General features: G+C 61.2%; 12 protein-coding genes. 3 read left to right on the forward strand and 9 right to left on the reverse strand.

The window, feature by feature from the left end:
- Positions 1-2: 2 nt before the first annotated feature.
- Together ADU59_RS26385 and speB are read right to left on the reverse strand one after the other, a co-directional pair.
- On the reverse strand, positions 3-809 hold the full coding sequence (locus tag ADU59_RS26385) for a transporter substrate-binding domain-containing protein (protein WP_068958227.1): 807 nt from the start codon (positions 807-809) through the stop codon (positions 3-5).
- A gap of 171 nt (positions 810-980) precedes the next feature.
- Positions 981-2,042, reverse strand: coding sequence for an agmatinase (gene speB / locus ADU59_RS26390; RefSeq protein WP_068958229.1), 1,062 nt, complete (start codon positions 2,040-2,042; stop codon positions 981-983).
- Positions 2,043-2,296: 254 nt separating this feature from the next.
- On the opposite strand from speB, the gene ADU59_RS26395 reads away from it, so the two are divergent.
- Positions 2,297-3,343 carry a LysR substrate-binding domain-containing protein gene (locus ADU59_RS26395; RefSeq protein WP_068958231.1) on the forward strand — a complete coding sequence of 349 codons (1,047 nt, stop codon included), beginning with the start codon at positions 2,297-2,299 and terminating at the stop codon, positions 3,341-3,343.
- 17 nt (positions 3,344-3,360) lie between these two features.
- A complete protein-coding gene (locus tag ADU59_RS26400; protein WP_068958233.1) occupies positions 3,361-4,539 on the forward strand; it encodes an aminotransferase in 1,179 nt (392 codons plus the stop codon).
- Here ADU59_RS26400 and ADU59_RS26405 read toward each other — a convergent pair whose 3' ends face one another.
- From ADU59_RS26405 to ADU59_RS26435, 7 genes are all read right to left on the reverse strand, one after another.
- Positions 4,540-5,448 carry a DMT family transporter gene (locus ADU59_RS26405; protein ID WP_068958234.1) on the reverse strand — a complete coding sequence of 303 codons (909 nt, stop codon included), beginning with the start codon at positions 5,446-5,448 and terminating at the stop codon, positions 4,540-4,542.
- Positions 5,449-5,625: 177 nt separating this feature from the next.
- A complete protein-coding gene (locus tag ADU59_RS26410) occupies positions 5,626-7,059 on the reverse strand; it encodes an aldehyde dehydrogenase family protein (RefSeq protein ID WP_068958237.1) in 1,434 nt (477 codons plus the stop codon).
- Positions 7,060-7,076: 17 nt separating this feature from the next.
- On the reverse strand, positions 7,077-7,811 hold the full coding sequence (locus tag ADU59_RS26415; protein WP_068958239.1) for an MBL fold metallo-hydrolase: 735 nt from the start codon (positions 7,809-7,811) through the stop codon (positions 7,077-7,079).
- Positions 7,812-7,813: 2 nt separating this feature from the next.
- Positions 7,814-8,908 carry an ABC transporter ATP-binding protein gene (locus tag ADU59_RS31495; protein WP_068958241.1) on the reverse strand — a complete coding sequence of 365 codons (1,095 nt, stop codon included), beginning with the start codon at positions 8,906-8,908 and terminating at the stop codon, positions 7,814-7,816.
- Positions 8,905-9,693 carry an ABC transporter permease gene (locus ADU59_RS26425; RefSeq protein WP_068958243.1) on the reverse strand — a complete coding sequence of 263 codons (789 nt, stop codon included), beginning with the start codon at positions 9,691-9,693 and terminating at the stop codon, positions 8,905-8,907. Before ADU59_RS26425 ends, ADU59_RS31495 begins: the two co-directional genes overlap by 4 nt.
- 1 nt (position 9,694) lies before the next feature.
- Positions 9,695-10,558 (reverse strand): ABC transporter permease, encoded by an 864-nt coding sequence (locus ADU59_RS26430; protein WP_068958245.1) that lies wholly within the window; start codon positions 10,556-10,558, stop codon positions 9,695-9,697.
- Positions 10,559-10,711: 153 nt separating this feature from the next.
- Positions 10,712-11,806, reverse strand: coding sequence for an ABC transporter substrate-binding protein (locus ADU59_RS26435; protein WP_068958247.1), 1,095 nt, complete (start codon positions 11,804-11,806; stop codon positions 10,712-10,714).
- A gap of 115 nt (positions 11,807-11,921) precedes the next feature.
- Here ADU59_RS26435 and ADU59_RS26440 point away from each other — a divergent pair, with 115 nt between their 5' ends.
- Entirely contained in the window at positions 11,922-12,548 is a 627-nt protein-coding gene (locus ADU59_RS26440; RefSeq protein ID WP_068958250.1) for a TetR/AcrR family transcriptional regulator, read from the forward strand.
- Positions 12,549-12,558 lie beyond the last annotated feature (10 nt).

Here is a 12,558-nt window from a genome sequence, read left to right on the forward strand (position 1 = left end):
GATCAATCCTTCAGGTTTTCAGGGTTGAGCGGCACCTTCAGCCATGCTTCCGAGCTGGCATTGAGCTTGCCATCGGCGAGCATCTTGGCAACGGCATCGTTGATCGCCGCTTTCAACCGGTCCTCGCCCTTGTTGAGCGCCAGATGCGACGGCGAGGTCAGGAGCTGGAACTTCTGCTCCGGCTTCAGCGCTTCCTGACGGGCCAGAACCTGGGCACCGACATCATTGCCGACAACCATCAGATCGGTCTGGCCGGAGATGAAGGCCTGGATGACGGAATTGTAGTTGTCGAAACGCTTGATGTCGGCATCCTTGGGGGCTGCTTCCGTCAGCGACGTGTCTTCGAGCGTGCCGCGGTTGACGGCGATGCTCTTGCCGGCAAGATCTTCCTTGCCTTTCACGTCCGTTGCCGCCGGGCCGATCACGGCAATGTAGTAAGGCGCATAGGCGGCTGCGAAATCGATGACTTCGGCGCGTTCCTTGCTGTAACCGACACTGACCAGTACGTCGACGCGCTTTTCTGTGAGGTACGGGATACGGTTCTGGCCGGTGACCGGCACCGGAACCAGCTTCACCTTCAGGCTGTCGGCGATGGCCTGCGCGACGTCGATGTCATAGCCCTTCAGGCTCATATCGGCGCTGGCCGAGGAGAAGGGCGGAAAATCGGCGAAGACGCCGACATTCAAGACGCCCGCCTTGGTGATGTCGTCGATGGCATCGGCATTGGCAGCGGATGCAAAGCCGAGAACGGCGCCGCTCAGCATGAGAGCGGCGGTAAGACCGGATTTAAAGGTTGAGAGTTTGGCCATTGTATTCCCCTTTGTGATTTTTGTTTGCGATAGGCACGGCTGAGTATGTGGCTTTTGCCCCTCACCCCAACCCTCTCCCCGTAAACGGGGAGAGGGAGGAGACAGAGTTTGCGGCATATCCCTTCTTCTTGAAAAAGGGGGCCGGATGAGGGGCCGTCGGCGTAAAGAAAGTTAGTCCCGCTTGCCGTTGACGAACGGGCTGAACACCATAAGGCTGAGGATCTCGAACAGAACCTGCGAACCGACATGGGCGGTATTGGTGGTCGAATCGTACTGCGGCGCAACCTCGACGACGTCGCCGCCGACCAGGTTCAGCCCCTTCAGGCCGCGGATCAGCTCGAGCACTTCGCGGGTGGTGAGACCGCCGATCTCCGGCGTTCCGGTGCCCGGCGCAAAGCTCGGATCGACGCTGTCGATATCGAAGGACAGATAGGTCGGGCCGTCGCCGACGATCGCCTTGGCCTTCTCGATGATTGCCGGCATGCCCATGCCGGTGACGTCCTCGGCATGGATGACGGTCATGCCGGATTCGTAGGAGAACTCCCACAGATATTCGGACGAGCCGCGAATGCCGATCTGGATGGTGCGGGTCGGGTCCAGCACGCCGTCGAGCACGGCGTTGCGGAAAGGACCGCCGTGATGGAACTTGGTCAGATCGAAGGCGCCGCCGGTATCACAATGGGCATCGATATGGATCATGCCCACCGGGCGGTTCTTGCCGACAGCCTTCAGGATCGGATGGCTGATCGAATGATCGCCACCGACAGACAGCGGAACCACGCCGGCATCGACGATCTGGTTGATGCGCTTTTCGATATCGTCATGGCTGAGTTCCAGCCGGTAGCGGCTCTGGAACGGCACGTCGCCGATATCGGCCACGCGCAGGTCATGCACCGGGGCGCAACCGAGAACGTGGTTATAGGGACCGATGCGCTCGATCGTGCGCATGGCGCGTGGCCCGAAGCGGGAGCCGGGACGGTTGGTGACGCCAAGATCCATCGGCACGCCGACGATCGCGACCTGCAGATTGCCGAAATCAGGCTCGTTGGCATCGACCGGCATGTAGGGCGCCGTCAGAAAGGTCGGGATGCCGGCATAGGGGGCAAGCCGCGTGCCGTTTTTCGAGAAGATCTTGTCGGCGACCTTGCGGAATGTCGGGTCGAACATCTCGCCACCATGGCTCGCGCCATATTTCGCCTTCAGATCGCCGAGTTTCTTGTCATCCCACGTCATGTCCGCTTGACCTCATGTTGAGCCGGGAGGACCTGCACTTCAGCCGGCTTGCGAGCGTAAAATTGACACTCTTCTGCCGCTAAACCTGCCCCCTCGCATACGTTTGGCGAAGATGGTCTCAGGTGCATGTTCCCCAGGCTTTTGCCTTTGTTGCCCACATTAGGAAACAAATTGATTGGAAAATCAATTGACATTGTTATAGCGTTTGATGTGAGAAAAACTAACATCGTTTTGCACGTTGCGGAGCCCGCTTCTTGTCCAGCCGCCTGCCCCCGTTGAACCCCCTGCGCGCCTTCGAGGCGACGGCCCGGCGTGGGTCCGTGTCGGCGGCGGCGCGCGAGCTCAATGTCACGCATGGCGCGATCAGCCATCAGATCCGGGCGCTGGAACTGTCCTTCAACGCCGCCTTGTTCGAGCGGGGCGGCAAGCGCCTGAAGCTGACATCGCAGGGCGCGCTGCTGCTGCCGGCCGTCACCCATGCCTTCGAAGGCATTGCCGCCGCCACCGCCGCCATGACCCGGCCGACCACCAGCGGCGAGTTGCGCATCGTCTGCGTGCCGGCACTTCTGTCCTTCTGGATGATCCCGCGCCTGCACCAGTTCACCGAACAGTTCCCCGATGTGCAGCTGACCCTGATCGCCTCCAACGACGCGGCCAAGCTGTTTTCCGGCGATGTCGATATCTGCCTGCTCTATGGCGACGGCAACTGGCCGGATTGCTGGGCGCGGCTGTGGAGCCGGCTGGAGCTGTTTCCGGTGGTCAGCCCCACGCTTCTCAACATGCGGCCACTGCGTTCGCTGCGCGACCTGCGCGATCATGTCATCCTGCATGGCGACGACGGGCGCGAGTGGAACACCTGGCTGGCCGCCGCCGACGGCATCGACATTCCGCGCGGCCGCCAGCATTTCATGAGCGACGCCCGGCTTTCGACCGAGGCCGCCCTGCACAATCAGGGCGTGGCGCTCGGCGACACCATCACCGCCGGCAGCCTGATCGCCAAGGGCGAACTGATCGCGCCCTTCGACCTGACAGTGCCGGCCAACGACGCCTTCTATGTCGCCTGCCGCAACGAGGTCCGTGCCGCTCCGATCGTCAAGGTCTTCATCGACTGGCTGTTTTCGGCGCTTGAAAGCGACCCCATGCCGGAGCTACAGACCTCGGCACGCACGATCATCCGCGCCCGTATCCCCAAGATCAGCGCGCCGGAACGCCTGCCCGCCAAGGATGGCTTCCAGCCCGTCTCTTCCCCCGCCCGCACCCGGCGTCCCGAAAGAACGCCGAAGCGCCGGGCAAAATCGTGAACCACAGGACAATTGCAATGCCGCATTTCAATCCGCTGATCGCCAAGCTCTCGCCGCCGCCTGTGCCGTCCGTCCTTGCCTGGGCAAAGGCCTATGACGGCGCACGTGGCCCGCTAATCGATCTCAGCCAGGCCGTGCCCGGCTACCCCGCGCATCCGGACATGCTGAAATGGCTGAGCAAAACCGCCGCCTCACCGGCATTCACGGGCTATGGCGCGATCGAAGGCGAACTGAGCCTGCGCACCGCCTATGCGGCCCATGTGTCCGGCCTCTACAAGGCGTCCATCGGCGTCAAAAACATTCACATCACCTCCGGCTGCAATCAGGCCTTCATCTGCGCGGCGATGGCTGTCGCCGGAGCGGGCGATACGGTCCTGATGACCAATCCCTTCTATTTCAACCAGCAGACAACCCTTGCCATGCTTGGCATCGGCGTCGAACTGATCCCTTGTGATGCCGGCACCGGCTTTCTACCGGATATCGACGCCATCGCCTCGGCGCTGAAACCGGGCGTGCGCGCCCTGGCGCTGGTCACACCGAACAATCCGACCGGCTCGGTCTATCCGCCCGCTCTGCTGCGCCGGATCTTCGATCTCTGCCGCGCCAACGGCACCTGGCTGATCCTCGACGAAACCTACCGCGACTTTCTGACCGAGGGCAGCGGTGCCCCGCATGAACTGATGTCGGTCAAGGGCTGGCAGAATAGCCTTATCTGCCTCTACAGCTTCTCCAAGTCCTTCTGCATCCCGGGCCATCGCCTTGGCGCCATCACCGCCGGGCCGGCCGTCGTCGAGCAGGTTGCCAAGATCATGGACAACCTGCAGATTTGCGCGCCCCGATCAGCCCAGGCAGCCGTTGCCAAGGCGTTGCCGGCGCTGGATGACTGGCGGGCGGGCAACCGCGCCGAGATCGCCACGCGCGCCGAGGCGCTGAAACAGGTGATGAGCAAGCTGAAAGGCTGGAAGCTGCAGGCCATCGGCGCCTATTTCGCCTATATCCGCCACCCCTATCCGGATATCCGCTCGGAATTCGTCGCGGAAAAGCTGGCAAAGCTGGCCGGCATCGTCTGCCTGCCCGGCGATTATTTCGGCGAAGGCCAGGAAGGCTATCTCCGCTTCGCCTTCGCCAATGCCGACGCGCCGACGATCCTGCAGCTGGAAGAGCGGCTTTCGAACTTCAACCTGCCGGGGCTCTGATCAGCCGCGGCGGGCGATCAGGATGCCGGTAAGCACGATCGTGCCGCCGACCGCCTGCATCAGCCCGACAGGTTCGCTCAGCAAAAGCCAGGCGAGCAATGCCGCCACCACCGGCTGCAACAGCAGCGTCAGCGACGAAAAAGCCGGCGGCAGATAGGCCAGCGCATAGATGACCAGGGCCTGGCCGCCGGCATGGCTGATGAAGGCGAGACCGAACAATATGCCCCAGCCGAACAGGGCTGTGGGCATGAAGCTGGGCTCGAGGAAGAAGGCGACCGGCAACATGCACACGGCCGACGAAGCCGTGCTCCAGATCATGATGCGGTTGGTGGAAAAGCGGCTGCGCAACCGGCCGATCGACAGCATGTACCCGGCGTAAAAAACCGCTGCCACCGCCGCTGTCACGTCGCCGGACAGATCGCCATTCCCCAGCGCACCCGGCCCTCCCTTCAGGACCACCATACCCGCCAGCGCCGTTGCCAGGCCGGCAATGAACAGCCTGCTGACATGGGCGCGGAACACCAGCCATGAACCGAGCGTCACGAAGATCGGTGCCAGATTGGCAAACAACGTGGCGTTGGCGACCGACGTCATATGCAGCGCCAAGTGCCAGGCGGCGAGATCGGCTGCGAGAAAGATGCCGGGCAACACCAGCAGGGCGTAATCCGAAAAGCCGGCAGGACGGGAATCCGTGACCGTCTTTTCCGTCGCTTTCGACCAGATCAGCACCGGCACCAAGGCCAGCGCCACCCGCCAGAACGCCGTCGCCATCGGCCCGACTTCCGACAGGCGCACGAAAATCGGCGACCCGCCCATCGCCACGCCACCAATCAACAGCGCCACGAGCGCAAGACGCTTGGCGGACGATAACGAACGCGGTGGGGAGGATGAAAGGGCGCTGTCTGACACGGGATACTGTCCGATAGATCTGCGCCGCACATTGCCGCCGCGCGATAACGTATCGCAGCTATCAGAAGACCCCGCGGCAAAACAGCGACTTCTCCTTATGGGATGATGAGAATTGGTGAACGAATGCCCGCAGACATCTTGCCTGCGGGCATAACTTTCAAATCGAGCGAAACAATCTCAGGCCGCATCCGGTCGGTGAACCGTCTTCACCTCAAGGAAATCCTCAAGCCCGAACATGCCGCCTTCGCGGCCGTTGCCGGATTGCTTGTAGCCGCCGAACGGGCTGCCGTAGCGATGCGGTCCGCCGTTGATGTGAACCATCCCCGCCCGCAGACGGGAAGCGACACGTTCGGCCCGCTTCGGATCGCCGGTCTGGACGTAAGCTGCAAGGCCGTAATTGGTATCGTTGGCGATCTCGATCGCGTCCTCTTCCGTTTCGAACGGCATGATGGCGAGGACCGGGCCGAACACCTCTTCACGGGCAATGCGCATGGTATTGTTGACATCGGCAAAGATCGTCGGCTTGACGAAATAGCCGGTCTCGAAGCCTTCCGGCTTGCCGGCACCGCCGACCAGCACGCGCGCGCCTTCGGCAATACCAGCCTCGATCAGCGCCTGCACCCGGCCGAACTGGACGTCGCTGACCAGCGGCCCGATATGGCTGCCCTCTTCCGCCGGGTTGCCGACCCTGGCCTCCTTGCCCACGCGCGTGGCGATTTCGACAGCCTTGTCATAGACCGACTTCTGCACCAGAAGACGGGTCGGCGCATCGCAGGACTGGCCGGAATTGTTGAAGCAATCCAGCACGCTGCCGGTGACGCGGTCTTCGAGATCGGCATCTTCGAAGACGATGTTCGGCGACTTGCCGCCAAGCTCCAGCGTCACACGCTTGACCGTTTCGGCAGCATCCTTGCTGACGGCGATACCGGCGCGGGTCGAGCCGGTGAAGGACATCATGTCGACGTCCCTGTGCCTGGATAGGGCTGCGCCGACATTCAGGCCATCGCCATTGACGAGATTGAACGTGCCGGCCGGGAATCCGGCTTCATGCACCATTTCGGCGTAAAGCAGCGCATTGAGCGGTGTGAATTCGGAGGGTTTCAGGACGCAGGTCGATCCCGTCGCCAGTGCCGGAACGACCTTCAGCGCGATCTGGTTGATCGGCCAGTTCCACGGCGTGATGAGGCCGCAGACGCCGATCGGCTCACGCAGCATAACGTCGCCGTTCGGCAGGACTTCGCGCGTATGCAGGCGCTTCAAGGCATCGATGAAGCCCTGAAGATGGCCGACGCCGACATCCGCCTGCTGCTCGCGGCTCATGGTCAGCGGTGCGCCAAGCTCGAGCGTGATGGTCTGGGCCATCTCCTCGTAGCGGCGCTTGTAAACCGCCAGCAGCTTTTCCAGAAGCGCCAGACGCTCCACGGTGCTGGTGCGGCTATAGGTGACGAAAGCCTTTTTGGCGGCGGCAACGGCGCGGTCGATATCGGCTGCAGTGCCCATGGAGATCACCGCGACCGGCTTTTCCGTTGCCGGGTTCAGCACGTCGAGATCGTTGGCCACCAGCGGAGAAACCCATTCGCCGTTGATATAGAATTTGCGTTTGTCGAGCATGCTTCTTGTCCTTCCCGTCAGATCGTCTTCTGTTTTTCATTCAGCCAGCCGGTGATCAACTGGCGGTAACGCTCACCGCTGAAGCTTGGAAAATGACCGCCATGCACGATGCGGGCGGGAATTTTCAACAGGCGCTCCATGGAAGAGCGGTAATCATCGGCGTTGGAATGATAGGTATCCCCGATCAGCGGACCGTCATAGAGGATATCGCCGGAGAACAGAATTTCGGTCGCCTTTTCATAAAGCGCAATCCCCCCGGGGGAGTGGCCGGGCGTATGGATGACCTCGAACACCCGATCGCCGAGATCGATCACGTCGCCATCCTCGAGAATGCGCGTCGCCGGCGCCTTTTTCACCGCATAACATTTCGAGCAATAGGGTTCCGGCGGCAACGCATCGAAGATATCGTCGGTGACATAGGGATCGGCGAGCGTATTTTGCCGCGTCGGATTGGCCAGCAGATCGGCCTCGGCGGAATGAACGGCGCGGCATTCGAACTCATGATGGCAGCCGATATGATCGAAATGCGTGTGGCTGGCGACAGCAATCAGGTCCCGCCCGGTCACCAGCGGCACGTATTCCCTGAGTGAAACCACGCCCATGCCGCTGTCCACCAGCATGTCGCGGTCCCGCCCGCGCACATGCCAGATGTTGCAGCGGTAGAATTCCTGGATGAACGGCTCGGAAATGGCGGTGACATCGTCATCGAGACGCCGCACCTGATACCACTTGTCCGCGCTGATGCGTTGCATCCCTATCTCCCGCCGCTCGGCAAGGCTACGATATCGGCGAGAGTAACGGCAAGGGGCATGATCTGGCCGTCCGCCACATCAGCGGATTGCGGCATATGTGCCACGATCGACATGTCCGCTGCCCCTGCCGGTTTCAGGTGGCAGCGATAATGGGTGCCGAAGAAGGCACTGCCGGTCACTTCGGCCTGCCCGAGCGAAACGGTGGGGCCTTCGGCGTCCCCTGCCCGGCGGAAATGTTCCGGGCGAATGCAGAGCGTGACGGCGTGCCCGGCAGCGGGCGCCGAAACGGTGAAGCTTGCAATCGGAAGGCCGACAGTGCCAAACGGAATTTCGACAATGGCCGCGACCTGATCCACCGCCTTGACCGTGCCCGGAATGAAATTCACTTCACCCATAAAGCCTGCGGAGAACAGCGACCGAGGCCGCATGTAAATATCGGCCGGAGGACCGAAATCCTCGATCCGGCCCCGGTTCATCACCACGATCCGGTCGGCGATCGCCATGGCCTCTTCCTGATCGTGGGTCACATGCACGAAGGTGGTGCCGACCCGCTTCTGGATCGCCTTCAGCTCATCCTGCATCTGGCGGCGCAGTTTGAGATCGAGCGCACCGAGCGGCTCGTCGAGCAACAGCACATCGGGATCGACGGCGAGTGCCCGAGCCAAGGCGACGCGCTGGCGTTGACCGCCGGAGAGTTCGTGCGGCTTCCTGTCGGCCGATGCCTTCAAGCCGACGAGATCGAGGAAGCCGAGCGCCTTTTCGTCGCGCTCGGTCTTTCCCATGCCGCGCATGCGCAGGCCGAAGCCGACATTGTCCCGGAGCTTCATATGCGGAAACAGCGCGTAATCCTGAAACATCGTCGTCGTCGGGCGCTTGGCCGGCGCGACGTTGGTCATCTCCTTGCCACCGATCGTCACCTTCCCCCTGGTCGGCGACAGAAACCCGCCGAGAATGGAGAGCAGCGTGGTCTTGCCGCAGCCGGACGGCCCAAGCAGCACGATGAATTCGCCGGCCTTGATATCGAGCGAGACATCATCGAGCGCGGTGAAAGAGCCGAAAGTCTTGGTGGCGTTATGAACCGAAACCGGAGCGGTCATGATTTTTTCGTCCTTCCGAACAGGGTCAGTTCCAGCACCGCCAAGACGGCGACGGAAACCAGGAAGACCAGCGAGCCGATGGCATTGGTTTTCGGATTGAGGCCGGAGCGCAGCAGGCTCCAGATTTCGACCGGCAGCGTCACGTCGAAGCGCGACAAAAGGAATGCGATGATGAACTCGTCCCAGCTGAAGGTCACCGACAGGAAGAAAGCGGCCAGCAGCGACGGCATCAGCATTGGCGCGGTGATCAGCGCCATCACCTTGACATCACTGGCACCGAGATCGCGCGCCGCCCGCTCGATATTGATGTGATGATCGCCCATCGAGGAATAGATGATGGCAAAGCAGAGCGGCAGGTTGATCACCACATGGCCGATGCCGACGGTCCAGAGCGACAGCTTGATGCCGAAGGTGTTGAGTACAGTCAAAAGCCCAAGCGCGATGATCAGATAGCTCACCGTCATCGGTGCAATCAGCAGGCCGCGCTGCAGCACTGATCCCGGCAGCTTGTAGCGGGCCAACGCATAGGCCGCGAGGAAGCCGAGCAGGCAGGCAATGAGCGAGGAGATGATCGCGACCACGAAGGAATTGAACAGCGCCGCCATCAATTTGCGGTCGGCAAAGACGGCCTCGTACCACTGCAACGAAAAGCCGTTGAACGGCGGCACCGGCAGGCGGCCGTCCTGAAACGAGAACAGCACCAGCACCGCGACCGGCAGGAAGATAAAACCATAGATCAGGCCGGCATAGGCGAAGGAGGCAATCCTGGTCAGGGTACCGCGCATCTCATGCCCTCTCGATCTTCAGCCAGCGGGCGCAGAGTACGTAGGCAAGGGTCACCGCCAGCATCAGGATAATCGACAACGCCGCCGCCATCGGAAAATCCGCCCGCCGTCCAAGCTGCAGCATGATGATCTGCGGCAGCACCAGTTCGTTGTTGCCACCGAGAATCTGCGGCGTCACATAATCACCGATGCAGAGAACGAAGGTCAGAAAGGCGCCAGTCATGATGCCCGGCAGCGTCAGGGGCAGGATGACATGCCAGAAGGTCTGCAAGGCATTGGCGCCGAGATCGGCCGCCGCCCGGCGATAGTTCGGCGACAGCTGGATCAGGTTGGCGTAGATCGTCAGCGTCAGCAGCATGACGAAGAAATGTACGAAGCCGATAACGGTGGCCGTCCGGTTGCTGGCGATCTCCAGCGGTTCGCTGACAACACCCAGCGTCATCAGCGTCTGGTTGATCACACCGTTGCGCGACAGCACCAGCAGCCAGGAATAGGAGCGTACCACATAGGACGTCCAGAACGGCAGCACGGCCATGATCAGCGCCAGCCGCTGGAATCGCTTCGGCACGCGCTCGGCAATGATCCAGGCCAGCGGATAGGCCAGAAGCACCGACAGCACCGTGACGATCAGGGTGATTTCAAGCGAGTTCACCAGCCCCTTGAACAAAGAATCCTTGGCAAAGAAGGCAATGTAATTGTCGAGATTCCAAACCTTGACGATCTGGCCGCTCTGCCGCGACCACAGGCTCATCGCCGCCATGAACAGGAATGGCACGACGAAGAAGGCAACCGTCCACAGCAGCGCCGGAGCGACAAAACCCCAGGCCTTGCGGCGTTCGGTATCTTCGAGGGTCATGGTGGACATGGGTGATGCTCCGGTTTTGGAATAGCCCCCTCATCCGCCCTATCGGGCACCTTCTCCCCGTAAACGGGGAGAAGGGACAAGCGGCAATCTCCGTCGTCCCCTCTCCCCGCTTGCGGGGAGAGGGCTAGGATGAGGGGCAGACCTCAGTAAACTTTACTGCTGCATCATATCCGTCCAGGCATCCTGCATCTTCTGGTCCAGTTCGACACTCGGGATCGGATAAAGCTGGGTCTTTTTCAGGTATTCCGCCTGATCGTTCCAGCGCAGCGCAGCTTTTTGCGCATCCGTCAGGTGTTCGCCAGCCTTCATGTTGGCCGGCATCGCCCAGTAGCAGGAGGATGTGGCAAGCCGCGCCTGCCCCTCGGGGCTGACGATGTACTGGACGAATTTCAGCGCCAGATCCTGCTTCTTCGACGCCTTCATCACACCGATCGACTGCGCCCAACGGACCGCACCCTGATCGGGAACCGTCCAGTCCAGATTGGGCTTTTCGCCCGAAAGTGCCGCCGTGATCCATTCGCCGCCGCCGACCAGAATATCGACCTCGCCGGTCGCCAGTGCGGTCTGCGAGGAAACGACATCGCTCACCTGCTTTGAGACCGTCTTCATCTCGGAGAGCTTTTCGGTGATCGCCGGCATATCGGCGTCGGAAAGCTCGGCCGTCTTCTTGCCGAGGCCGAGCGCCACAAGGCCGATCATCGGCAGGTAATAGTCGTAGAGCGCAATACGGCCCTTGTACTTGTCGGACCAGATGATCGACAGGTCCTTCATGTCGGCCGGATCGACCTTGGTCTTGTCGTAGGAAATCGTGTTGTAGCCGAATTTTTCGGTGACGGCATAGGTTTTGCCGTCCTTCATGTTGTTGGCTTCCATCCGCACTTCCGGAAAGATATCGGCGGTCGGCAGTTTGTCGGCTGGAATTTCCGCCAGCAGATCGAGCCCGACGGCGCGCTGCACGTCGACGCCGTCAATCACAAGCACATCCCAATCGCCCGGCTGCGACTGTTCGAGGATCGAGAGTGCCGCACCGGTTCCCTCGTAATCCTTGAGGTTGACCTTGACGTCATTGGCCTTTTCGAACGGCTCGACCAGCGCCGGATCGGTATGATCGCACCAGACCAGCGCGTTCAGTTCTTCCGTCGCAAAGGCGGGCGCCGGCGCGCTGACGGTGGAGACGGCGGCGAGCGAAATCGCCGCCACGGAAGAGAAAAATCGACGCGCGAAAGCGCCATTCACGGAAGTGATCATCGCATTGCCCTCTGGTAGCAGCGCTCATTGCGGCGCCTTCACAAAAAGATTGAATGAGTTCATTTTTTAAGTCAATATCAATTTTGAGGACATTCATAAAAAGGAAAACGCCGGAATGACGGGGCTTCGCGCACGACAGAAAGCCGACAGGAACCGGCGCATCCTGGAAGCGGCCACCACCCTTTTTCGCGAGGTCGGCTATGACAGCGCCCGCATCGAAGACATCGCCGAGCGGGCCGAAGTCTCGGTCGGGACATTCTACAATTACTACGAAAACAAGGGGGATATCCTGGTTGCCGCCGTCTCGATGGAAGTCGAGGAAGTGCTGGCCGCCGGCAAGTCCATTGTCGAAACGCCGCCGGCAACGGTCGGCGACGCCCTGAAGGCGCTGATCGAGCAATATTACAACCATTCCCTCGTCTATCTCAGCAAGGAAATGTGGCGCACCGCCATGGCGATCTCGATCCAGCAGCCGGAAACGCCATTCAGCAAACGTTACACCGAACTCGATAGCCGCCTCTGCGATCAGGTCTCGACGCTGATTGCCAAGCTGCAACTGCGCGGCGCCATCATGCCGGGTATCGACGCGGTCGCCGCCGGGCAGATGTTCTTCAACAATCTCAACATGATGTTCATCGAATTCGTCAAGGACGAGGCGATGACGCTCGATACGCTGAAGGAGATCGTCGCCCGGCAGAACCGGCCGCTGGCAACGCTGATGAGCAGCCCAAAAATCCAATAGAAGCAGGACA

The organism is Pararhizobium polonicum (assembly GCF_001687365.1).
GTDB lineage: Bacteria > Pseudomonadota > Alphaproteobacteria > Rhizobiales > Rhizobiaceae > Pararhizobium > Pararhizobium polonicum.

Excerpts from the sequence above, each read along its gene's own strand:
- ADU59_RS26385 (WP_068958227.1), bottom strand. The coding sequence starts at position 809 with ATGGCCAAACTCTCAACCTTTAAATCCGGTCTTACCGCCGCTCTCATG.
- ADU59_RS31495 (WP_068958241.1), bottom strand. The coding sequence starts at position 8,908 with ATGACCGCTCCGGTTTCGGTTCATAACGCCACCAAGACTTTCGGCTCT.
- ADU59_RS26440 (WP_068958250.1), top strand. The coding sequence starts at position 11,922 with ATGACGGGGCTTCGCGCACGACAGAAAGCCGACAGGAACCGGCGCATC.
- ADU59_RS26425 (WP_068958243.1), bottom strand. The coding sequence starts at position 9,693 with ATGCGCGGTACCCTGACCAGGATTGCCTCCTTCGCCTATGCCGGCCTG.
- ADU59_RS26415 (WP_068958239.1), bottom strand. The coding sequence starts at position 7,811 with ATGCAACGCATCAGCGCGGACAAGTGGTATCAGGTGCGGCGTCTCGAT.
- ADU59_RS26400 (WP_068958233.1), top strand. The coding sequence starts at position 3,361 with ATGCCGCATTTCAATCCGCTGATCGCCAAGCTCTCGCCGCCGCCTGTG.
- ADU59_RS26435 (WP_068958247.1), bottom strand. The coding sequence starts at position 11,806 with ATGATCACTTCCGTGAATGGCGCTTTCGCGCGTCGATTTTTCTCTTCC.
- ADU59_RS26410 (WP_068958237.1), bottom strand. The coding sequence starts at position 7,059 with ATGCTCGACAAACGCAAATTCTATATCAACGGCGAATGGGTTTCTCCG.
- ADU59_RS26430 (WP_068958245.1), bottom strand. The coding sequence starts at position 10,558 with ATGTCCACCATGACCCTCGAAGATACCGAACGCCGCAAGGCCTGGGGT.
- speB (WP_068958229.1), bottom strand. The coding sequence starts at position 2,042 with ATGACGTGGGATGACAAGAAACTCGGCGATCTGAAGGCGAAATATGGC.